Consider the following 21012-nt stretch of genomic DNA (forward strand, 5'->3'; position numbering starts at 1 on the left):
CTCTCAAGCCAGTTGTGCCAGGGCCTGGCGAAACGCCGGCGGCAGCTCGTTGCCCATGCTCAGGCGGCCGCCCTGCTGCTGGAAGATGCCCATGCGTGCCAGCCAGGCTTCGAACTCCGGCGCCGCATGCAGGCCAAGCACCTTGCGGGCATACAGTGCATCGTGAAACGAGGTGGTCTGGTAGTTGAGCATCACGTCGTCGGAGCCGGGAATGCCCATGATGAAGTTGATGCCGGCGGTGCCGAGCAGGGTCAGCAGGGTGTCCATGTCGTCCTGGTCGGCCTCGGCGTGGTTGGTGTAGCAGATATCGCAGCCCATGGGCACGCCAAGCAGCTTGCCGCAGAAGTGATCCTCCAGGCCGGCGCGGATGATCTGCTTGCCGTTGTACAGGTACTCGGGGCCGATGAAACCGACCACGGTGTTGACCAGAAACGGGTTGAAGTGCCGGGCCACGGCGTAGGCGCGAGTTTCGCAGGTTTGCTGGTCGACGCCGTGGTTGGCGTTGGCCGACAGCGCGCTGCCCTGGCCGGTCTCGAAATACATCAGGTTGTTGCCCAGGGTGCCGCGCTTAAGGCTCAGGCCGGCTTCGTAGCCTTCCTGCAGCACCTTGAGGGTCACGCCGAAGCTGGCGTTGGCCGCCTCGGTGCCGGCGATCGACTGGAACACCAGGTCCAGCGGAGCACCGCGCTCGATGGCGGCGATGGAGCTGGTGACGTGGGTCAGCACACAGGATTGGGTGGGGATCTCGTAGCGCTGGATGATCGCATCGAGCATGTCCACCAGCGCGCGGATCGAACTGGCGCTGTCGGTGGCCGGGTTGATGCCGATCATCGCATCACCGTTGCCGTACAGCAGGCCGTCGAGAATGCTCGCGGCAATGCCCGCCGGGTCGTCGGTCGGGTGGTTGGGCTGCAGCCGCGTGGACATCCGCCCGCGCAGCCCCATGGTGTTGCGGAATTTGGTCACCACACGGGTCTTCTGGGCGACCAGCACCAGATCCTGCACGCGCATGATCTTCGATACCGCCGCGGCCATTTCCGGGGTCAGCCCCGGTGCCAGGGCGGTCAGGCTGGTTTCATCGGCGGCATCGCTGAGCAGCCAGTCGCGCAGCCCGCCCACCGTCAGGTGGCTGACCGGGGCGAAGGCGTCGGCATCATGGGTGTCGACGATCAGCCGGGTGACTTCGTCCTGTTCATAGGGAATCACCGCTTCCTGCAGGAAGTGCTTGAGCGGCACGTCGGCCAGGGCCATCTGCGCCGCGGCACGCTCGGCGTCGCTCTGCGCGGCGACCTCGGCCAGGTAATCACCGGAGCGGGCCGGGCTCGCCTTGGCCATCAACTCGCGCAGGCTGTCGAAGCGCCAGGTCATGTGGGCGATGGTGTGAGTGAATCCAGCCATGAATCATGTCTCCTGTCGCGGCCGCTTTTCAGCGGCCGCTGCAAGGGGTTAACGCAGTGACTGCTCGGCAGCCTGAATCGCCGCGAACTCTTCCTCCGGCGTACCGGACACCAGGTGGTGACGGCTGTACAGCGCGAAGTAGGCAATGAACAGAGCGTAGATGACTGCCGCGCCGATCACGACCCGCAGGTCGACCAGGAAGCAGGCCACCAGCGCTACCGCTGCCAGCACCAGAGCCACCGACGAGGTCAGTACGCCACCGGGGGTACGATAGGGGCGCGGCATGTCGGGACGACGGCTGCGCAGGGTGATGTGCGCCGCCATCATCAGTACGTAGGACAGCGTGGCGCCGAACACCGCGACCAGAATCAGCAGGTCGCCCTGGCCGGTCAGCGACAGGCCGAAGCCGATGATGCCCGGTACGATCAGCGCCATCACCGGCGCTTTGTTGCGGTTGGTCAGCGACAGGCTGCGTGGCAGGTAGCCGGCGCGCGACAGGGCGAAGATCTGCCGCGAATAGGCGTAGATGATCGAGAAGAAACTGGCGATCAGCCCGGCCAGGCCGACCAGGTTGACGAACTGGCTCATCCAGGTGGAGCCGCCATAGACCTTGACCAACGACTCCACCAGCGGGTTGCCCGAAGCCACCAGCGACTGGGCACCGGCGGCGCCTGGGCCGACCAGCAGAATCAGCCCGGCAAACACCAGCAGCACCAGCACCGCGCCGATCAGGCCGCGTGGCAGGTCGCGCTTGGGATCCTTGGTTTCCTCGGCAGCCAGCGGCACGCCTTCGACCGCCAGGAAGAACCAGATGCCGTAGGGAAGGGCGGCCCAGATGCCCAGGTAGCCGAACGGCAGGAAGCTGCTGGCACCATTGGCTTCGGTCGGCGGGATGTCGAACAGGTTGGCGACCTGGAAGTGCGGCGCCATGGCGACGATGTACACGCCCAGGGCGATGGCGGCGACGGCGGTGATGGCGAACATCAGCTTCAGCGCCTCGCCGGCACCGAGGATGTGGATGCCGATGAACACCACGTAGAACACCAGGTAGATGATCCAGCCCCCGACGCCGAACAGTGACTCGCAGTAAGCGCCGATAAAGCAGGCGATGGCAGCCGGCGCGATGGCGTACTCGATGAGGATTGCGGTGCCGGTCAGGAAGCCGCCCCAGGGGCCGAAGGCGGTGCGGGTGAAACCGTAGCCGCCGCCGGCGGTGGGGATCATCGATGACAGCTCGGCCAGCGAGAAACACATGCACAGGTACATGGTCGCCATCAGCAGGGTGGCGATGAACATGCCGCCCCAGCCGCCCTGGGCCAGGCCGAAGTTCCAGCCGGCGTAGTCGCCGGAAATCACGTAGGCCACACCGAGGCCGATCAACAGGATCCAGCCGGCGGCGCCTTGCTTCAATTGCCGGTTGGCAAAGTAGTCGGCGCTGACCGCTTCGGTTTCCACACCGCCTTGCGAGGGTGTGGCGATTGTCTCTTTGGACATGTTGGGACTCCTTCACGCCCCACCGCAGGCGGCGGGGCGTCGTTTTAGTTGGCTGCGTTCAATTGGCAAATTGGCAGTTCAGAAGAAGCCCAGCGGGTTGATGTCGTAGCTGATCAGCAGGTTCTTGGTCTGCTGGTAGTGGTCGAGCATCATCTTGTGGGTTTCGCGCCCGACCCCGGACTTCTTGTAGCCGCCAAAGGCAGCGTGCGCCGGGTACAGGTGGTAGCAGTTGGTCCATACGCGCCCGGCCTTGATGCCGCGGCCCATGCGGTAGGCGCGGTTGATGTCGCGCGTCCATACGCCGGCGCCCAGACCGAACTCGGTATCGTTGGCGATCGCCAGGGCTTCGGCTTCGTCCTTGAAGGTGGTCACGCCGACCACCGGGCCGAAGATTTCCTCCTGGAACACGCGCATCTTGTTGGTGCCCTTGAGCAGCGTTGGCTGGATGTAATAGCCGCCCGCCAGATCGCCGTCGAGTTTCTCGGTGGCGCCGCCGGCGAGCAGCTCGGCGCCCTCCTGCTGGGCGATCTCCAGATAGCCGAGGATCTTGTCGTACTGCTGCTGCGAGGCCTGGGCGCCGACCATGGTCTCGGTGTCCAGCGGGTTGCCGCGCTTGATGGCCTTGATCTTCTTCATCACCTCGTTCATGAACGGCTCGAAGATCGACTCCTGCACCAGCGCCCGCGACGGGCAGGTACACACCTCGCCCTGGTTGAAGAAGGCCAGCACCAAGCCTTCGGCCGCCTTCTCGATAAAGGCGGGCTCGGCCTGCATGATGTCTTCGAAGAACAGGTTCGGGCTCTTGCCGCCCAGTTCAACGGTGCTGGGAATGATGTTGGCGGCTGCGCATTTCATGATGTGCGAGCCGACCGGGGTGGAGCCGGTGAAGGCGATCTTGGCGATGCGCGTGCTGGTGGCCAGGGCTTCGCCGGCTTCACGGCCATAACCCAGAACGATATTCAGCACGCCCGGCGGCAGCAGATCGCCGATGATCTCGGCCAGCAGGGTGATCGACAGCGGCGTCTGCTCGGCGGGTTTCAACACCACGCAGTTGCCCGCCGCCAAGGCCGGGGCCAGCTTCCAGGCGGCCATCAGCAGCGGGAAGTTCCAGGGAATGATCTGCCCGACCACGCCCAGCGGCTCATGGAAGTGGTAGGAGGCGGTGTGTTCGTTGATCTCGGCGGCGCTGCCTTCCTGGGCGCGGATGCAGCCGGCGAAGTAACGAAAGTGGTCGGCAGCCAGGGGCACGTCGGCATTCAGGCAAAAAACCAGCGCGCGATCCTGTACCGAGGTTTTGCCCCAGGCATCGGCGGCGGCGTGGGCGGCGTCCAGGGCCTTGTCAATGTCCTTGGCGTCCGAGCGCGGGAATTCACCGATGGTCGAGGCATCCACCGGGCTGGTGTTGTTGAAGTACTGGCCACCCACCGGCGCGACGAACTCGCCGCCAATGTAGTTGCCGTAGCGTGGCTTGAGGGTGACGACGGCGCCTGCGGTACCGGGTTTGGCATAGATCATTGACGTTCTCCCATTGCGAGTTCTTGTAGTTTTCAGGGGCGGGTCGCGAGCACGACCGGGGCTCGCGTTGAACTATGAGACGAATTCATGTGGCCGACTTGACGCTAGGCGAGGCTGGCTGTTCTGCAAAGTCAACTTTTGGCAAGCAACCGGCATAGTGTCGAGCACTGTCATCGGTGTGCTCGATTGTGGTGCAGGTGTTTCCGAACGACTCGTTTTGAGGCCACTGTTCGGGAGAGCGTTTTCACCGTCAACGGCTGTCGTGCCCAGCCGGTGGGACGCGCAGCCACCACCAGGCTGGCGGCGTGCTTCTTGCTTTTCAGACATAAATTGTCACCAAGGAGGCGCCGATGAGCTCCGTACTCTCTCAGCCTGATCTTGCCACCGGCGTGTCGTTGCTCGCCGGCGGGCAAACCAATACCGGCGTCCTGGCGGCGGCGGCCAGCGGCCTGTGTGGCTTCATCGAGAAACATGGCGGTGATCCGGACCGCGTCCTCGGGGTGTCCGGCATCGATCCGGAATCCCTGCGCCACCCGACACTGAGCCTGGCCTTGCCCAATTACTGCCAGGTGCTGGAGGAGGCCTCACGCCAGTCCGGTTGCGACAACTTCGGGTTGTACTACGGCCAGCAGTTCAAACCCCAGGCGCTGGGGTTGCTCGGTTACATTGGGCTGTGCTCGGCGACCGTGGAGCAGGCGCTGATCAACTTCGCACGTGCCTTTCCGCTGCACCAGCGCAACAGCCTGATCCGCCTGGTGGACGAAGGCGAGTGCTACCGCTTCGACTACCAGGTACGCCATGGCGCCATCCTCTGCCGCCGCCAGGACGCCGAACTGACTCTGGGCATGGCCCTCAACCTGGTGCGCCATGTGCTGGGCAGCCAGTGGGCACCACGCGCCGTGCACTTCGAACACCCACGCCCCGAGCACTGGCAGGAACACTGCAAGCTCTTCGATGCCCCGGTGTACTTCGAGCAGCCATTCAATTCGCTGGTCATCCCCAAGCGCGGCCTGGATCGCGCCATGCCGCAGGGTGATCCGGTGCTGCTGCTGGTCATGCAGGACTCGCTCAGCCAGCTCAGCAACCTCAGCGGACGTGGCGTGCGTGACCTGGCCGATGACGTGCGCGAGCAGATTCGCCAGCAATTGCTGATGGGCGAGCCGGTGCTGGAGTTGGCTGCCGAACAGCTGGGCATGAGCAGTTGGTCGTTGCAGCGACGCCTGCGCGACCAGGGCCTGAGCTTCTCCGCGATGGTCGACAAACTGCGCTGCGAGCTCGCCACTCACTACCTGCGCCAGCACCAGCTGCCCATCTCCAACCTGGCTCCGCTGCTTGGCTACTCGGAAGTCAGCGCCTTTTCCCGCGCCTTTCGTCGCTGGTTCGGCGTCAGCCCGCGGCAGTGGCGCCATGCAAGCGATGGGGTCGACGGGCGCCGGCACTGAGCAGCTGGGTGTCTTGGGGCATCTGTCGGGCAAGGCGCAGCCAGTTGGACGTTCCAGGCGCGCTGGCCCGCGGCGGCGAGGTGGCAGGTATAGCGCTCAGGCCGCTGCCTGGAGCTGCTGTTGCCACGTCTGTGGCGTCATGCCTTCGGCCTTCATAAAGGTCCGACAGAAGTGCGATTGATCATAGAACCCGCATTCGGCGGCAATGTCCACGAGCGGCATGGTGGATGATGCCAGCAGTGCCTTGCTTCTTTGCACCCGCTGTTGGCGCAGCCACTGCTGAGGCGACACGCCGGTGCTTTCCTTGAACTTGCGGGTGAAGTGACTGCGCGACAGTGCGCAGGCCTCAGCGAGCGCGGTCACTGAAATACCCGTATCCAGATTATCCAGTATCAATTGCTTGGCGACTCGTTGCTGCCATGGCCTCAGTTGCCCGGCCGCTATACAGATCACATTGATCGGCGCGGCGCCTTTTTCATTCTGCATCGTCGTACCTTGTTTTTGTTGACCCGCAGGCGAGCGGGTTCTTTCCGAGCAAAGAACCGGCTGCCGGAGGGTGGGTGTTGAAGGGTGGAGTCTGATCATCCAGGGCGACGTCAGAGGTGGCATCGCTCTACCGGCCGTGGCGTTCTGCAACGCCGCCATGGCCTGGACTGGAAACAAAGTTAACGGAAATGCGGCGGGTTTGGTGGCGCATAAATGCGCTCATGGAAGCGCAAAAGTGCGCCTTATGGGCGTGTGTCCCGGTGCTAGCATTTGCCTCCCAACAACGGGATCGTCCTTATCCACGCGATCCGTTATCCATCAGGAGAATGCAATGGCAGCCGCACAACCGTTCAACGACATGACCGCCTACTGGGGTGTTTCATGGGAAGAAAGCTATGGCTATCCGCAGGCCCGGCGGGTGGGAAACGAAATCTATATTTCCGGCCAGTTCAATCATGATGAAGACGGCAATCTGGTAGCGCCCGCGCCGCTGGGCCGCGACGGCAAGCCCAGCGATTTCTCTTCGATGGGAGCACAGATGCGCGCCTCCTACGACAACATCTCGAAGTTGCTGGCGCTTTATGGCGCCACGATGGAGGACATTGTCGAGGAGACCCTGTACGTGCTGGACATGGACGCGGCCTTTGCCGTGGTTGGCCCCGTTCGCAAGGCCGCCTATGGCAGCGAGCGGCCCCAGTGCGCGAGTAACATCATTGGCGTGTCGCGGCTGGCGCAGCGTGCGCAACTGATCGAAATCGTCTGCAAGGCGGTAATCGGCGCGCGGATCGGCTAAGCCATGCCGGCGGCCGCGGGCGGCGTGGCCGTGCGTGCGCGCTGCCCTTCGATCAGCGCTTTCTGATCCGCGACCGCTGCTGCGCAAAAAGTCATGAATGCCTTCACCCGCCACGACTTGCGGATGTCCTGGTGGGTGAGCAGCCAGAGCTCGTCCTGCAGCTCGGGCACGACCGGGCCAACGCGCACCAGCCCGGGCGTGATGTCGCCCAGCATGCAGGGCAGAAACCCGAAACCGAGTCCCGCCGCGATGGCCGCGCTCGCCGCTGCGACCGAGTCGGTGCGGTACGCGATGCAGTGAGCATCCACCCTCTCATCCACGTAGCTCGCCGCTTTCAGGCCGCACAAGGCGCCCGAGTAGGACACCCACGCCTGGCCCTCGGCGAAGGGGGAGGAGGGGCAGGCATTCTCCACGCTGCCATAGGGGGCCCAGGCGATGGCTGCCAGCTTGCGGCCCACCAGGCTTTCCGAGGGTTTTTTGGTCGCCCTGACCGCGATGTCCGATTCATCTCTGGCCAGGCTCAGCGTCTGGTTGCCAACCAGTACCTCGATCGCGATGCCCTGGTTGAGTGCCCTGAAGTCGGCAATGATGGGGGTCAGAAAATACAGCAGCAACGAGTCGCTGGTGGTGATGCGCAGTTTCCCGAGTGGACCTTCGCCTGCACGCGATACGCGCCGCGCGACGCTGACGATGTCGAGTTCGACTCGTTCTGCCAGCGCCCGCAACTCCGCACCTTCGGCGGTCAGCATGTAGCCAGAACGGCGATGATCGAAAAGAGCGACACCAAGGGTTTTCTCAACCTGAGCCACTCGCCGCGATACCGTGGAAACGTTGACACCCAGTTTCTTGGCCGTGGCCGCACGATTGCCACATTCACTGAGCGACTTGATGATGCGCAGGTCGTCCCACGAAAGCTGGTTAACGGCAGCGCGCAAATCCCACTTGACGCCACCCTGGGCAGCCGGGGTCGATGAAGCACTGTTTGGTGACGATTTCACGCCTGGTATTCCAACTATCGTGTCGCTTCATCATACGAAAAGGCTCGGGCAGAACCAAGGCAAGCTCACCTGACTGCGCAGAAGCCGGGGCTCGCGAGGCGGGGCCGTCGGCCTGACGCAGCCATAGGCGCCCAGCAGGCCCTGGTTTCGACGTGCGATGAATAACGAAGCATCTGTCAGGATCGCCGCTCTCCGCGAGGACGGGAGCGCGGGCATGAGCCGGCAACGCAACGATAGCGTTATAAATCCATCAGCTTGATCAGCGCTGCCGTTTTCTGCTGCCTCTGGCCGATGCAGCCGTCAAATACTTCAGTGCCAGACTACCGCTCTGACAGCTGTTTCTCACCGGGTCCCTCCTGTTGGTTCCGGCGCTTGGAATGTGGCTGCAGCCGGGGCAAATCCAACCGACTCAGGGTCGCATCGGCCAACTGGGTTCAGTCGATGAGTGAAACGTCGTTACTAGGGGTAGCGTAGATTCACCGCGGTGACGGCTCACGCTTTTCTGTACGCATGAAGGTATTTGCGTGCGCTTCAAAGTGTGAGCAAAAGGCTTCGAGTGCTTTCTGGATAAAGGCACCACGCTTGCTTTGGCGCGTGTGCTTAAAAGCAGTTAACTGCAGGCCGAAAACTACCTCTGACGACCGCCAGCAATGTGCCCAAAGCCTAGCGCCCAGGCTTTGGGCAGACCCTGCCAGTGACTCGCGGCTGGAGTATGGCCTATCAGCGCCTCCCTACTTCAACGCCGCTGCGATAGCTTCGTTGAACGCAGGGATGTCGTTGGGGTTACGCGAAGTGATCAAGGTCCATCCATTGGCCTGGCACTGCTTTACTTCAACATCCACCCAACCAGCAGCACCGGCATTTTCCAGATCGAGCCTGACGCTGGGGTAAGAAGTAAGGGTCTTGCCAGCGATAACGCCAGCGTTGACTAGCAACCATGGCCCGTGGCAAATCGCAGCGATTACTTTGCCTGCATCGGCGAACTGCTTGACCAGGCGCTGGGCGTTTTCATCCAGTCGAAGCGTATCGGCATTGACCGTTCCGCCTGGGATCACAAGCGCATCAAAGTCCGCAGCGTTGAGCCCAGTCAGCGCAACCTGAGACTCTACAGTGCGATCTTTCTCAGTGTCCTGAACGAAGGTCTGGGCAGTGCCGCCCTCACTTGATCCATGGGTGACCTGGGCGCCCTGCGCCTTGAGCGCTTCAAGCGGCTTCACCAGCTCATCGCGCTCGATACCCGTATTCGACGTGATGAATAGTACTTTTTTGCCTGCCAGTTGATTATTCATGGTGGTCACTCAGTCCTCTCATCAAGGTAAATAAAGAAAGCGTGCGGATGACACTTCATCCGCCGCGTTGAAGATGGGAGGTCATAGCGGTTTTGAAAGTTCATCCGCATTCGTCCTGAGCAGAAGGCGATGGATGAACCCAGGAAAGTTGGGGATTTCACATTCGAGCCCGCAAAATCAAAAAGTTAAAACACATCAGCTGCGTGAACCTGGCGCCACGATTACTAGGGTTTTTTTCGCCGTGACTCGAGGGCGGCACAGGCTGCTTATGGCCCGAGGCAACAGATGTTGAGTGACAGCTTTCGGTCAGGAGCTGCCCCTGATCGAGCAAGCGCCAGTTGGCAGTTTGGCCGAAAAGGCATCTGCGAAGGCTGGTAAAGAGGGCCTGAACAAAAAATACCGTGTCTGCATATAAGGGAGACTTACATCGCCATGGACATTCAGAAAATCAAGCAACAGTTGGCCCGTCCCGCCGTAAAGTTCAGCGCTGGCGGTTTTCGCCCTACGGGGACTGACGAAGAAAGCTGGCTCGGCAACGTCCTTCTGTTCCGTCCCGAAGAAGAAATACCTACCAGTCCGGCCGGGCAACCACTGTTTCCCTACGCCCAGTTCTACCTGCCCAGCTTGCCCTTCAACAGCCCATTGCTGGCAGGAATCCGTGTGCTGACTGTGTTTGTTTCAGACCCGCTGCCAGAGCAATTTGAGTCAATGGGAGATAACTGGGTCATCCGCGAATATGGCCCGAATGACGTGCTAGTGCGAAAGGCGCTAACGGTGGAAGGGGCGTTTCTCAAGGCTTTCCCGCTGAGGGCAGAAATGGTACTCGAGGACTTTCCACTGTGGGATGGTGGAGGTATCCCGACGGGCCTTGAGCAAGAGATATCGAAGCTGGAGCGCGAAGGTGCGATAGACAGTTATTACGATCTGATCACCCATACCTACGAGCACAAGATCGGTGGTTATCCATCGTTCTGCCAATCGGGGGTCGATCCGGGTGAAGGCTTCGAGTTTGTGTTCCAAATTTCATCGGATGCCAAGATCAATCTGAATGTAATCGACAACGGCAGCCTGATGTTCTGGAAGCATGTCGAAACGGGGGAGTGGGCGCTTTACTATGATTTTTACTGAAGGATGGAAATTGTTTGAGGTGTCCTTGGTTTGTAGATAGCCGCCAGAGGCGTGGGGCCGCTTCTAAACGCGGCCTCCCGCCACCCACCGCTGCCCATAGCAGGGGTCATCCAAGGGTGAGAAACAGCCCCGCAGCGCCGCGATGCAGTTTTGATCTTTCTCGCCACATTTGCAGCTATGCATCGCATGGATCACGCGCGTCCCGTTCATTTTTCTACGATTTGACATGCCGTTTGCTTGCTCACCTTCGTGACCCGCCCAATTCGCGAGTCCGCTCAGTGAGCTGCCGGGGAGTTGATTAAAGCGCTTCGCTATGCCGCATCTGCACCGCACCAAAGGGCAGATCATCGGGCCGGCGCGCTGTGATCCCTACACCGCTTTCGAAGCCCGATGGCCGCTCAGATACTGGGTCAACTCGTCTGTCCCGCGTTGTCGCTGGGCTTCGCCAGGTCCATTGTTTGCGATGAAGAAGATGTCTGACGTGGGGAATTTTTCCATTGCCTTATGGACGGTGGAGAGTGCTACCCAGGGCAGTACCACGGAGCCTTTCTTGAAAGCTGTGCAGCTCGATATCGAGGCGAGGTGGAACGTTTTCGGGCGAGCGCCAGGCACAACCACTTCAACCTCATGCTCTTCGAAAAGTCGCTTGGCAAAGCCTCGTCCAAGCATTTCGTCCAGACGATCGTTAATCACCTTGGTGCTGTTTAGTGACACCAGCAAGATATCCGCGTTTTTACTCATGGCGATCTCGATGACCCTGGAAAATTCTTCGGGGTCAACGCCGTGTTTCAGCGTGTGATACATCATAGGCATTACCTCTGCTGTCTTGGCTTTCCCGGCTGCGTCATCTGCGCGTCATAAAAATATATAGCTGCGCCTCTGGCGCTTGGCAGTGCGTTTTCGACGAATAGCATCGAGCGGGCCGCGGGGCGGGCGAGGTCGAATGTCGGGCGAGGTTGGCTTTGTAGTCACCTCCGAGCCTTGCACCATCGGTCAGAACGAGCGCAGGTTTTCTGAACGACCTGCTTTCAGCTGGGCACCAACCAAGTGGTAACGAAAGCGCACAGGCGCTCCTTTGAATTAGCTTGGAGAACCCAGATGAAGGCTATCGTCTACAACGGCCCACGTGATGTCAGCGTAAAAGACGTCCCGGATGCAAAGATAGTGAAGCCCACCGACGCCATTGTTCGCGTCACCTCCACCAATATCTGCGGCTCCGACCTTCACATGTATGAAGGTCGAACCACTTTCGAGACAGGCCGTGTCTTTGGTCACGAAAACCTCGGTGAAGTGGTAGAGGTTGGCGCGGGTGTCGACCGTGTGAAGGTTGGTGACATGGTCTGCTTGCCCTTCAACATCGGCTGCGGATTTTGCGAAAACTGCGAGAAAGGCCTGACCGGCTACTGCCTGACCGCTAACCCGGGCAGCGCCGGCGCGGCCTATGGCTTCGCTGAAATGGGTACCTATGATGGTGGTCAGGCAGAGCTGCTTCGGGTTCCTTTCGCCGATTTCAATTGCCTGGTGTTGCCCGAGGATGCGAAGGAGCGCGAAGACGACTACGTCATGCTTTCCGATATTTTTCCGACTGGCTGGCATGCCACCAGGCTGGCAGGTCTACAGCCTGGCGAGTCCATCGCCATCTACGGCGCAGGACCGGTGGGTTTGATGGCAGCGCACTCCGCGCTCATTCAGGGTGCTTCGCAGGTTTTTGTCATTGATGACCAGCCGGATCGGTTGCAGCTGGCGGCGAAGATGGGGGCAATACCCATCAACTCCGTTGAGCAAAAAGCTGTCGATGAGATCCTGAACTACACCGATGGCAAAGGTACCGATCGTGGTTGTGAATGCGTGGGTTACCAGTGCTGCGACAAGCATGGACACGAAGTGAATCACCTGACCATGAACAACCTCGTCGCCTCTACCAAGGCGACCGGTGGGATAGGTGTCGTCGGCCTATTCGTGCCCCAGGATCCCGGTGCTAAAAACGAGTTGGCCAAAGAGGGCAAAATGGCTTTCGACTTCGGGGCGTTCTGGTTCAAAGGCCAGCACATCCGTACCGGGCAGGCCAACGTCAAGGCTTATAATCGCCAGTTGGCGGCACTGATCCATCATGACCGTGCCAAGCCGTCCCAGATCATTTCCCACCGGCTGAAGCTGGAGGATGGCCCGAGTGCGTACAAGCACTTTGACGCCCGTGACAAAGGCTGGACGAAAGTCGTGATGAAACCCGCAGCTTGATGTTCAAGGCGCCGCTTCATGCTTGAAGCGGCCTTGGGCCTTGGTGCTGCTGCTTCGCGAGTGCAGCCCCTGGAAACCGGCGATCCAGGCAGCACCGGTCTGGTACACCGCCTTACCTCGTAGGCAACCCTTGAACACCCGAAGCCCGCCGGCCCCCGGCGGGCTTTTCTTGGTTCGATTGCTGCAGCCCGAGCGGCGCCGATTGCGAGCGTCCGTCTTCGCCCAGAAGCGGTTCTGGCACCGCTTTCTGTCATGCGCACTCAGCCCAGGCCTTCAACCGATGCATCCGATTAGCCACCGGGCGCAGGCTAACGGGGGGCGGACTTGTCAGGTCAAATGCCAGCCTCGACCGCCAAGGCCCAGGCCTTCAAGGTGTCCCGTGCGGCCAAGGCGATCTCTTCGTCACTGCGGCCTGCAAACTGACGCGCCACAGCATCCGCCGCAATAAGCCCTACGACGGTGGGCTTGCCCACAGCGCCGGTCAGGTCCGCCCACCTGGCATTCAATACGCCGCCAGGATGCCCTGCGGGTCGTAGCCGTGGATCACCGTATCGTTGACCTTGAGCACCGGCACGCCGCGGCCGCCCAGGGCGTCGTAGGCGCGGCGGGCGTCGGCGGATTTTTCGATATCCATCTCGGTGTAGGCGATACCCCGTTCGCCGAGAAACGCGCGGGTCTTGGCGCAGTAGCCGCACCAGCTGGTGGCGTAGAGGATGACCTCGCGATGCTCGGCTACCTGCTGCTGGTTGCCCAATAGCATCGGTTCGAGGCGATCCCAGTGTTGCCAGGCGGCGAGCGCCGCGAGAATCAGCAAAATCCGTTTCATGATCGGCGTCCCAGCAGGGTTATGCGGTGTTTATCGCTCAGTCCTTGCGGCGTTTCAACTGGTCGGTCAGTTGCGTCGGCAGGTTGCGGATGGTCAGGGTATCGGAGGCTTCGTCGTACTCGATCTTGGAACCCAGCAGGTGGGCCTCGAAGCTGATCGACAGGCCTTCGGCACGGCCGGTGAAGCGGCGGAACTGGCTCAGGGTGCGCTTGTCCGCCGGAATCTCCGGCGACAGGCCGTAATCCTTGTTGCGGATATGGTCGTAGAACGCCTTGGGGCGTTCCTCGTCGATCAGCCCGGAGAGTTCTTCCAGGGTCATCGGCTCGCCCATCTTGGCCTGGCTGGTGGCGTAGTCGACCAGGGTGTCGGTCTTGGCGCGCGCCTGTTCCTCGGGCAGATCTTCGCTTTCGACGAAGTCGCTGAAGGCCTTGAGCAGGGTGCGCGTCTCGCTGGGCGAGTCGACGCCTTCCTGGCAGCCGATGAAGTCGCGAAAGTACTCCGAGACCTTCTTGCCGTTCTTGCCCTTGATGAACGAGATGTACTGCTTGGACTGCTTGTTGTTGCGCCATTCGCTGATGTTGATGCGCGCCGCCAGGTGCAGCTGGCCGAGGTCCAGGTGCTTGGCCGGGGTCACGTCGAGGGCGTCGTTGACCGCCACGCCTTCGCTGTGGTGCAACAGGGCGATGGCCAGGTAGTCGGTCATGCCCTGCTGATAGTGGGCGAACAGCACGTGGCCGCCGGTGGACAGGTTGGACTCTTCCATCAGCTTCTGCAGGTGCTCGACGGCCTGGCGACTGAAGGCGGTGAAGTCCTCGCCGTCGTCCAGGTAGCTTTTCAGCCAGCCGCTGAACGGATAGGCGCCGGACTCCTCGTGAAAGAAGCCCCAGGCCTTGCCCTGCTTGGCGTTGTAGCTGTCATTGAGGTCGGCCAGCATATTCTCGATGGCCTGGGATGCGCCCAGTTCGCTGTCGCGGGCGTGCAGCACGGCAGGGCTGCCGTCGGGCTTCTTGTCGATCAGATGAACGATGCAGTGACGGATCGGCATGGGAGGTCCTTGGAGGCGGAGCGAAACAGGCCGCTAGTGTACCCGAGCAGGCCGTCACAGGTGCAGCGTGCCGGCCTTGTCGTGGCTGACCGGCCGGCATAGAGTGCCTGCCGACATCTGATGACCAGGGAAGGAGTGCCATGTCCGTTTTTCACGCCAATGCCCAGGTGCCCGAGCCGGCATTGCTGAATCAGCTGGAAGCGCTGATCGACCGCGGCATGTTCCTGCAGGCCTATGGACTTGCCAGTGCAGAAGGTGATCCACGCTACTGGCAGGGCCCGGAGGCGATGACCTGCATGGCGCGGCTGGCCGGGCACATCGGGGCACCGCGGCTGGCCGACGTGTTGGCCTGGCTGGCCTACCGGCGCTACCCGCAGTCCTTTCACGCGCGCCTGCGCTTTTTGCGCATGCAACTGGCCCGGCGTGGCCACTACCGTGCCTGGCGGTTGTTGCAGGGCTTCGGCGACTGGCTGCCAGCCGAGCCGGCACACCAGGCCGAGTGGCTGTCGTTCAAGTCGTATGTGTATGCCTCGCTGCGTGATTTCGAAACGGCCCAGGCACTGTATGAACAGGCGTGCGAGCGCAGTGACGGCGACCTGTGGTTGCTGGTCGAGCGTAGCCATGGCCTGGAACTGGAAGATCGCCGCGAAGAAGCCCTGGCGTTGTGCGAGCAGGTGCTGGCCAGGCAGGCCGATTTTCGCGCAGCACTGATGCAGGCCGCTTCCCTGCAGTTGCAGCTCGGGCAGAGCGACGCTGCGCTGCAACTGCTGCGGCGCGGCGCTCACGAGATGGAAAGTGCGGCGGTCTGTGCGCACCTGGTCAACCTGCTGATCGAGCGCGAAGCGCTCGACGAGGCGAGCACCTGGCTCGACCACATGCAATCGCTGGAGCGCATCAGGGAGCGCAGCCATAGCGACTGGATCGCCGCGCGGCGCTGCGATATCGCCTGTCTGCAGGGCGACTACGCCGCGGGCCAACGCTTGGCCGGCGAGGCGGGCGGCGGCTTCTACCTGGGCGTACAAGCCCGTTTGCAAAACCCGAGCGGGCGCCGTGTGCTGCTGCCGGTGCCCTTCGTGCGCCAGCACCACATGACCTGCGTGCCGGCGACCCTGACGGCGATCTCCGATTACTGGGGCCAATCCGTCGAGCATCTCGAAGTCGCCGAAGAGATCTGCTACGACGGTACCTCGCACCAGGCCGAGCGTGCCTGGGCCGAACGCAATGGCTATCTGGCCGTGGAGTTCACCACCGACTGGGCCACCACCCGGGCGCTGATCGACCGCGGCATCCCCTTCACCCTGACCCTGCAGTACACCGGCAGCGGGCACCTGCAGGCGTTGGTCGGTTACGACGAACCCCGTGGTACCTTGCTGGTGCGTGACCCGGCGCAACCACAGCATGGCGAGAGCCTGGCCGAGGAGCTGTTCCAGCTTCAGCAGGCCTCGGGGCCAAGGGGCATGCTGCTGCTGCCGAGCACCGAGGCCGCGCGCCTGGACGGCCTCGCGCTGCCGGACCGCGAGCTCTGGGACCTTTACTACCGTTTCAGCAGTGCGCTGGAGGTGCATCAGCGTGACGAGGCGCTGAGCGCTTACCAGGCATTGCAAGGCCTGGCCCCTGACCACCGTCTGACCCTCCAGGCGCAGCGCTCCCTGGGCTGGTACGACGGCCGGGAGCGCGAGGTGCTGCAGGCTACCGAGGTGCTGCTGGCGCAGTTTCCCGAAGATGCCAACCTGATCCTTTCCAAGGCCAACTCGCTGGCCCAGTTGCAGCCGCGCGCGGTACAGCTCGACTGGCTGGCCAGGCACTGCCAGGCGCGCTGGAACGAGCCCACCATCAGCGTGCGTTACGCCGAGCTGCTCAGCGAGGATGGTCGCTGCCACGCCCAGGTCGGTGACATCCTCGAACGCGTGCTGCTGCAAACGCCTACCCAGGCCCGCGCCTGGAACACCCTGGCCAGCCTGCGCTGGGGTGAGAATCGCCGTGAGCAGGCCTGCGAGCTTTATCGCATCGCCGCCTGCCTGCATGCGTCCCACGAGGGCTACAGCGTGCAGTACTTTCGCGCGCTGCGTGCGCTGGGGCGTACGGCCGAGGGGCTGCAGTTTCTCGAGCGGCGCCAGGCACGCCTTGGCCCGTTGGCCGCCGCGCCAAGCCTGACCCTCAGCGAAACCCTGGAGGAGCTGCAACGCCCCTATGAGGCACAGGCGCTGCTCGAGCAGGCTCTGGCCTGGCGTACGGAAGATGGCGAGCTGCTGCTTGGCCTGGCCGAGCATCACGGGCGCAACGGTGATGCCCAGGCCTGCCAGGCCCTGCTGAACCGCGCCGAACCACGGTGTCGCCGCGCGGCCTGGCTGCGCGCGATGGTCCAGGCTGGCATGCGGCGCATGGACGATCCACGCCAGACCCTCGCCTGGGCGCGTGAGGCAGCGGCCCTGGAGCCCCTGTCCGTGGCGGCGCACCGCTTGTGCATAACGCTGCTGGAGCAGGGCGAGGGCAGCGAGGCCGCCGACGCCTATGTCGACGCCCTGGCCGCCGAGTATCCCCACCACCTGGGCATCGCCGAGCTGCAGGTCGAGCGCGCCAAGCGCCGCTCCCTGCCTGCCACCGAACAGGCGCTACGGCGCCTGCTCGACAACCACCCGCAGCATGCCTGGACGCTGCGCGAGCTGGCCGGCTGCCTGGCACGCCAGGGGCGACGTGCAGAGGCCCTGGAGGTTTGCCGGCAGGCCGGGCTGGTCGATGCGCAGAACACCTACTTCCACTCCACCCACGGTTTCGTGCTGCTGCAGGACGGTCAGCGCGAAGCCGCACGCGAAGCCTTTCACCACGCCCTGCAGCTGTTCGCCGACAACGAATACGCCAGCAACATGCTGCTCGACACCTGCGAGAGCCAGCAGCAGGCCATAGTCACCCTGGCGACTATCCATGCCGAGCTGACCCGCCAGGTAACCTTTGGCGACGGCTGGCTGGCCTACGAGTCCCAGGCCCAGCGCCTGCTCGAGCCGCAGGTGCTGCTCGAGCAATTGCGCGAGGCGCTCGGCCAGCGCGAGGATCTCTGGCAGTTGTGGGTGGTGGTGGCCCGTCAGCTGGCGCGCATGGAGCAGTTCGATGCGGCGGCCGACACCCTCGGCCAGGCCATCGAGCGTTTTCCACTGCTGCCTCGCCTGTCGCTGGAGCTGGCGCGCCTGCACAAGCATCGGGGCCAGCTGGAGGCCTGCTCTCAGGCACTGCAGGAGAGCTTTCACATCAATCCGCTGTGGACGCCCACCGTCAGCCTCTACGTGGATTGCCTGGTGGAGCAGGGCGAGCGCCTGGAGGAGGCCGAGCAACGCCTGCGCCAGGTACTGGGACAGGCACCGGAAGACACCGAACTGCGCACCTACCTGGCCTATGTGCTGGGCCGGCGCGATGCATTCGGCGAGGCCGCCGACCAGGCCGAGCGCGTGTTGCGGGCCGAGCCGGGTAACGAATGGGCGTGGAACCAGCTCAGGTACTACGCCGACCAGCTGCAGACCAGACAGCGCCCGCTGCAACTGGCCAGGCAACTGGTGGAAAGCCGCCCCGGCGATGTCGATGCCTGGCTCGCCCTGGCGGATCAGGAGAGCGACCGCGAGGCGCGGGAAACTGCGTTGCGCTCGGCGCTGGTATACAGCCCGCGTAGTCGTGCGATCAATGACCGGCTGCTGCAACTGCTGATGGACGGCGAACGGTTCGGCGAGGTGCGCGAGGTGCTCGCCGCGCCCTGCTGGGAAGGCAAACCGCCGGTGGAAATGGCCCTGTACGGCCCGCGTGCCCTGCGCGCCGAAGGGGACACCGGTGCCATCGAGGCGCTGCGCGCTCTGCTCGGCCAGCATCCAGACTACTACGATGGTTGGCGGCAGCTGGCCGACTGGCACGACGAAGATGGCCAGTATCCGGCCTACATTGCAGCGGCCCGCGAGATGGTGCGTCTGGAGCCGCGGCTGGCCATGGCCCACGGCTTTCTCGGCCACGCGCTGTCGCTGAACGGCGACAAGGCCGAGGCGCTGCCGGCCTTCGAGCAGGCCTGGGCCCTGGACTCACGCTACAGTTTCGCGGCCTTCAATACCTTCGATCTGCTGCGCGAGCTGCAGGGCGTGGACGCTGCCCTGGCGCGTCTCGATGCCCTGCTCGAAGCCGGCGATGCGGTTGCCGCCTGGCGACGCGTGTTGCCCCTGGCCAGGGGGCGCGGCGACCAGGCGTTGCAGCAGCGTGCGCTGACCGCCCTGGCCAGCGAGCCGGCCGCCGAGGCGCAGTGGGATCAGGATGTGGCCGACTTCGCCGTGCGCGATACCGTGCTGCGCAAGGTTCTGGATGCCGGGGTGGCCGGCGGTAACCTACACAGTGCGGCGCTGGAAACCTGGCTGAGCTGGCGCACCCACGACATGCTGAGCAACCTGACCCTGTCGGCAGCCTTCAACAAGGCGCTGCGCAACGATCCCCAGCATGCCGCCAAGTGCGCCATGTTCCGGGTGCTGGGCCGCCACGCGCATGCCAATCGGATCCTCCTCGGCTCCACCCTCAAACGCTGCAGGCAGGCCATCGCCGAAAATGCCGATGTGTGGGGCGCAGCCAGTTACGCGCTGATCGAGAGCAAGCGCTACCGGCTGATGTTCGAGACCCTGAGCGACTGGCGCCGGCCCGATACCCAGGCCTGGGCGCTGGATAACCTGGCCCTGGCCTACCGGCTGCGGGGGATGGACGATGTAGCCGCCGAGGTGTCTCGCCTGGCGCTGGAGCGTGACCCGCAGGGCACCGATGGGCTGACCTGGTTGGCCGTGGATGCCGCCCTGGCGGGCGACCAGCACGAGCTGAGCCGGCTGGTCGAGCGCCTGCAGGACGCCTCGATGCGTGACTACTACCAGGCGCTGTTCAAGCTGGCCCAGTGCGCCGCCAGCGCCGATGCGGCGCAGGCCCGTGAGTACCTGCGCCAGGCCGAGGATATGGCCGGCGCCGGGCACCTGCCGTTCTGGCGCTTGCGCCAGCGTCTCGGCGTGCGCCTGGGCTGGCACGGCGAGCTGCCGTCGGCGCGTTTGCGCTGGCGCTTAAGGCGCTGGTGGCAGAGCTGAGCGCAGGATGACCATGCGCCGTGCCTGGCGCCAGCGGTCGAGCACCAGCAGGACGCCGAGCAGACCGATGGCGTAGAACGCGTCGATGCCCAGCGTCAGCAGGATACCGGCGCACAGCAGGGTGCTGAGGCCGGCCAGCCAGCGCCACAGGCCCCGGAGCAGCAGCCAGCCGGCCGCCATGCTGAGCAGGTAGATGACGATGAAGTTGCCGTTGGCGTAACGGATCAACTGGTCGAGCGACAGCGACAGACCCCAGATCACCGTGGTGCTCAGGGCGCAGCTGAGCACCACCAGCAGCAGCGCCCTGGCCGGTACGCCATTGGCATTGCGCACCGCCAGCGCGCGCGGCAGCTTGCCCTCGTCGGCCAGGCTCCAGATCAACCGGGCGAAGCCCTGGATGTAGACGTTCATCGAGGCGAAGCAGGCCAGGTAACCGATGCTCGCACTGAGCCAGCGGGCCCCGTCGCCGAGCAGCAGGTCGAGCATCAGCGGCAGCGATGCAGCATCGGTGCGGGCATCGCCGTAGGCATGGAAGCTCAGCACTGCCACCGAACAGGCCCAGTACACCAGGCCGGCGAGCAGCACGCCGAGCAGGAGTGCCAGGGGGAAGTCACGCTGCGGGTTCTTGAATTCCTCACCCAGATGGGTGAAGGCCTCGATGCCGACGAAGCACCAGAACATCACACCCAGGGCCACCGGCAGCAATTGCCAGTTGCCTGCCAGGGGCGGCAGCAAAGGCTGATCGGCGTGGGGCAGATCACCCTTGAACCAGATCAGCGCGACGGTGGCGACGATGGCCAGGGCGATGACGATCTGCACGCTGCCGGAGGTGCGTGCCGGGCGTTGGCCGAGCAACAGGATGATGCCCAGGGTGACCAGCTGAATGGCCAGGATCGCCAGGTCGTTCAGGGCGAACAAGGCGTGCCAGAAGCCGCTGGCGATATTCAGCGCCGCCGGCAGGCCCACCGGAATCACCGCGAGGAACAGCCACGCGCTGGTGCGCTCCATGGGCGCGCCGAACGCGCGGCCGATCAGATGCGGCGCGCCGCCGGCATGGGGGTAATGGCGACCGAGCTGGGCGAAGGTAAAGGCCATCGGCAGCACCAGCAGGATCAGCAGCAGCCAGGCCCACAGCGAGATCTCGCCTGCCGCCGTGGCGGCCAGCGCGGGAATCACGAAAACCCCGGTACCCAGCAGTGAGGTGCACAACAGACCCACGCCCTGCAGCAGCCCCAGTTCCTTGTTCATTCGACTCATGTTGTATGCTCTCGCTGCT

Annotated in this window: 15 protein-coding genes; 5 read left to right on the forward strand and 10 right to left on the reverse strand. The window is 63.4% G+C overall.

Annotated features, from left to right (window positions below):
• Positions 1-3: 3 nt before the first annotated feature.
• The 3 genes from BM154_RS09540 to BM154_RS09550 form a co-directional block, all read right to left on the reverse strand.
• The gene (locus tag BM154_RS09540; RefSeq protein WP_074882630.1) at positions 4-1398 is read right to left on the reverse strand and encodes an ethanolamine ammonia-lyase subunit EutB; all 1395 of its coding nucleotides are present in this window, start codon (positions 1396-1398) and stop codon (positions 4-6) included.
• Positions 1399-1446: 48 nt separating this feature from the next.
• Entirely contained in the window at positions 1447-2892 is a 1446-nt protein-coding gene (gene eat / locus BM154_RS09545; RefSeq protein ID WP_074882631.1) for an ethanolamine permease, read from the reverse strand.
• A 78-nt stretch (positions 2893-2970) separates the two neighbouring features.
• Positions 2971-4407, reverse strand: a complete 1437-nt coding sequence (locus BM154_RS09550; RefSeq protein ID WP_074882632.1) for an aldehyde dehydrogenase family protein — start codon at positions 4405-4407, stop codon at positions 2971-2973.
• Between the two features lie 350 nt (positions 4408-4757).
• Here BM154_RS09550 and qhpR point away from each other — a divergent pair, with 350 nt between their 5' ends.
• Positions 4758-5849 (forward strand): AraC-like transcriptional regulator QhpR, encoded by a 1092-nt coding sequence (gene qhpR / locus BM154_RS09555; RefSeq protein ID WP_074882633.1) that lies wholly within the window; start codon positions 4758-4760, stop codon positions 5847-5849.
• 96 nt (positions 5850-5945) lie between these two features.
• On the opposite strand, the gene BM154_RS09560 is transcribed toward qhpR, so the two are convergent.
• Positions 5946-6335, reverse strand: coding sequence for a helix-turn-helix domain-containing protein (locus tag BM154_RS09560; RefSeq protein ID WP_074882634.1), 390 nt, complete (start codon positions 6333-6335; stop codon positions 5946-5948).
• A 331-nt stretch (positions 6336-6666) separates the two neighbouring features.
• Between BM154_RS09560 and BM154_RS09565 the strand changes: the two genes are divergently transcribed.
• Positions 6667-7128 carry a Rid family hydrolase gene (locus tag BM154_RS09565; protein ID WP_074882635.1) on the forward strand — a complete coding sequence of 154 codons (462 nt, stop codon included), beginning with the start codon at positions 6667-6669 and terminating at the stop codon, positions 7126-7128.
• Here the strand turns inward: BM154_RS09565 and BM154_RS09570 are convergent.
• Positions 7125-8126 (reverse strand): LysR family transcriptional regulator, encoded by a 1002-nt coding sequence (locus BM154_RS09570; protein ID WP_074882636.1) that lies wholly within the window; start codon positions 8124-8126, stop codon positions 7125-7127. The two genes, BM154_RS09565 and BM154_RS09570, sit on opposite strands and share 4 nt — an antisense overlap.
• Before the next feature lie 731 nt (positions 8127-8857).
• The gene (locus tag BM154_RS09575; protein ID WP_074882637.1) at positions 8858-9415 is read right to left on the reverse strand and encodes a type 1 glutamine amidotransferase domain-containing protein; all 558 of its coding nucleotides are present in this window, start codon (positions 9413-9415) and stop codon (positions 8858-8860) included.
• Positions 9416-9847: 432 nt separating this feature from the next.
• On the opposite strand from BM154_RS09575, the gene BM154_RS09580 reads away from it, so the two are divergent.
• Positions 9848-10543 carry a DUF1963 domain-containing protein gene (locus tag BM154_RS09580; RefSeq protein ID WP_074882638.1) on the forward strand — a complete coding sequence of 232 codons (696 nt, stop codon included), beginning with the start codon at positions 9848-9850 and terminating at the stop codon, positions 10541-10543.
• A gap of 369 nt (positions 10544-10912) precedes the next feature.
• Here BM154_RS09580 and BM154_RS09585 read toward each other — a convergent pair whose 3' ends face one another.
• Positions 10913-11350 (reverse strand): hypothetical protein, encoded by a 438-nt coding sequence (locus BM154_RS09585; protein ID WP_139225426.1) that lies wholly within the window; start codon positions 11348-11350, stop codon positions 10913-10915.
• Positions 11351-11641: 291 nt separating this feature from the next.
• Here BM154_RS09585 and BM154_RS09590 point away from each other — a divergent pair, with 291 nt between their 5' ends.
• On the forward strand, positions 11642-12781 hold the full coding sequence (locus tag BM154_RS09590; protein WP_074882640.1) for a glutathione-independent formaldehyde dehydrogenase: 1140 nt from the start codon (positions 11642-11644) through the stop codon (positions 12779-12781).
• A 502-nt stretch (positions 12782-13283) separates the two neighbouring features.
• Here the strand turns inward: BM154_RS09590 and BM154_RS09595 are convergent.
• Complete coding sequence (locus BM154_RS09595; protein ID WP_074882641.1) at positions 13284-13607, reverse strand: glutaredoxin family protein; 324 nt, start codon at positions 13605-13607, stop codon at positions 13284-13286.
• A gap of 37 nt (positions 13608-13644) precedes the next feature.
• Positions 13645-14652 (reverse strand): nucleoid-associated protein YejK, encoded by a 1008-nt coding sequence (yejK, locus tag BM154_RS09600; protein WP_074882642.1) that lies wholly within the window; start codon positions 14650-14652, stop codon positions 13645-13647.
• 140 nt (positions 14653-14792) lie between these two features.
• Here yejK and BM154_RS09605 point away from each other — a divergent pair, with 140 nt between their 5' ends.
• Positions 14793-19736: a C39 family peptidase gene (locus BM154_RS09605; protein WP_074882643.1), complete on the forward strand. Its 4944-nt coding sequence runs from the start codon at positions 14793-14795 to the stop codon at positions 19734-19736.
• Here BM154_RS09605 and yjeH read toward each other — a convergent pair.
• Complete coding sequence (gene yjeH / locus BM154_RS09610) at positions 19713-20993, reverse strand: L-methionine/branched-chain amino acid transporter (RefSeq protein WP_074882644.1); 1281 nt, start codon at positions 20991-20993, stop codon at positions 19713-19715. The two genes, BM154_RS09605 and yjeH, sit on opposite strands and share 24 nt — an antisense overlap.
• Positions 20994-21012 lie beyond the last annotated feature (19 nt).

Source organism: Phytopseudomonas argentinensis (assembly GCF_900113905.1).
Taxonomy (GTDB): Bacteria; Pseudomonadota; Gammaproteobacteria; order Pseudomonadales; family Pseudomonadaceae; genus Aquipseudomonas; species Aquipseudomonas argentinensis.

Coding starts and splice junctions, on each gene's coding strand:
- BM154_RS09540 (WP_074882630.1), bottom strand. CDS start 1,398: ATGGCTGGATTCACTCACACCATCGCCCACATGACCTGGCGCTTCGAC.
- eat (WP_074882631.1), bottom strand. CDS start 2,892: ATGTCCAAAGAGACAATCGCCACACCCTCGCAAGGCGGTGTGGAAACC.
- BM154_RS09550 (WP_074882632.1), bottom strand. CDS start 4,407: ATGATCTATGCCAAACCCGGTACCGCAGGCGCCGTCGTCACCCTCAAG.
- qhpR (WP_074882633.1), top strand. CDS start 4,758: ATGAGCTCCGTACTCTCTCAGCCTGATCTTGCCACCGGCGTGTCGTTG.
- BM154_RS09560 (WP_074882634.1), bottom strand. CDS start 6,335: ATGCAGAATGAAAAAGGCGCCGCGCCGATCAATGTGATCTGTATAGCG.
- BM154_RS09565 (WP_074882635.1), top strand. CDS start 6,667: ATGGCAGCCGCACAACCGTTCAACGACATGACCGCCTACTGGGGTGTT.
- BM154_RS09575 (WP_074882637.1), bottom strand. CDS start 9,415: ATGAATAATCAACTGGCAGGCAAAAAAGTACTATTCATCACGTCGAAT.
- BM154_RS09580 (WP_074882638.1), top strand. CDS start 9,848: ATGGACATTCAGAAAATCAAGCAACAGTTGGCCCGTCCCGCCGTAAAG.
- BM154_RS09585 (WP_139225426.1), bottom strand. CDS start 11,350: ATGATGTATCACACGCTGAAACACGGCGTTGACCCCGAAGAATTTTCC.
- BM154_RS09590 (WP_074882640.1), top strand. CDS start 11,642: ATGAAGGCTATCGTCTACAACGGCCCACGTGATGTCAGCGTAAAAGAC.
- BM154_RS09595 (WP_074882641.1), bottom strand. CDS start 13,607: ATGAAACGGATTTTGCTGATTCTCGCGGCGCTCGCCGCCTGGCAACAC.
- yejK (WP_074882642.1), bottom strand. CDS start 14,652: ATGCCGATCCGTCACTGCATCGTTCATCTGATCGACAAGAAGCCCGAC.
- BM154_RS09605 (WP_074882643.1), top strand. CDS start 14,793: ATGTCCGTTTTTCACGCCAATGCCCAGGTGCCCGAGCCGGCATTGCTG.
- yjeH (WP_074882644.1), bottom strand. CDS start 20,993: ATGAGTCGAATGAACAAGGAACTGGGGCTGCTGCAGGGCGTGGGTCTG.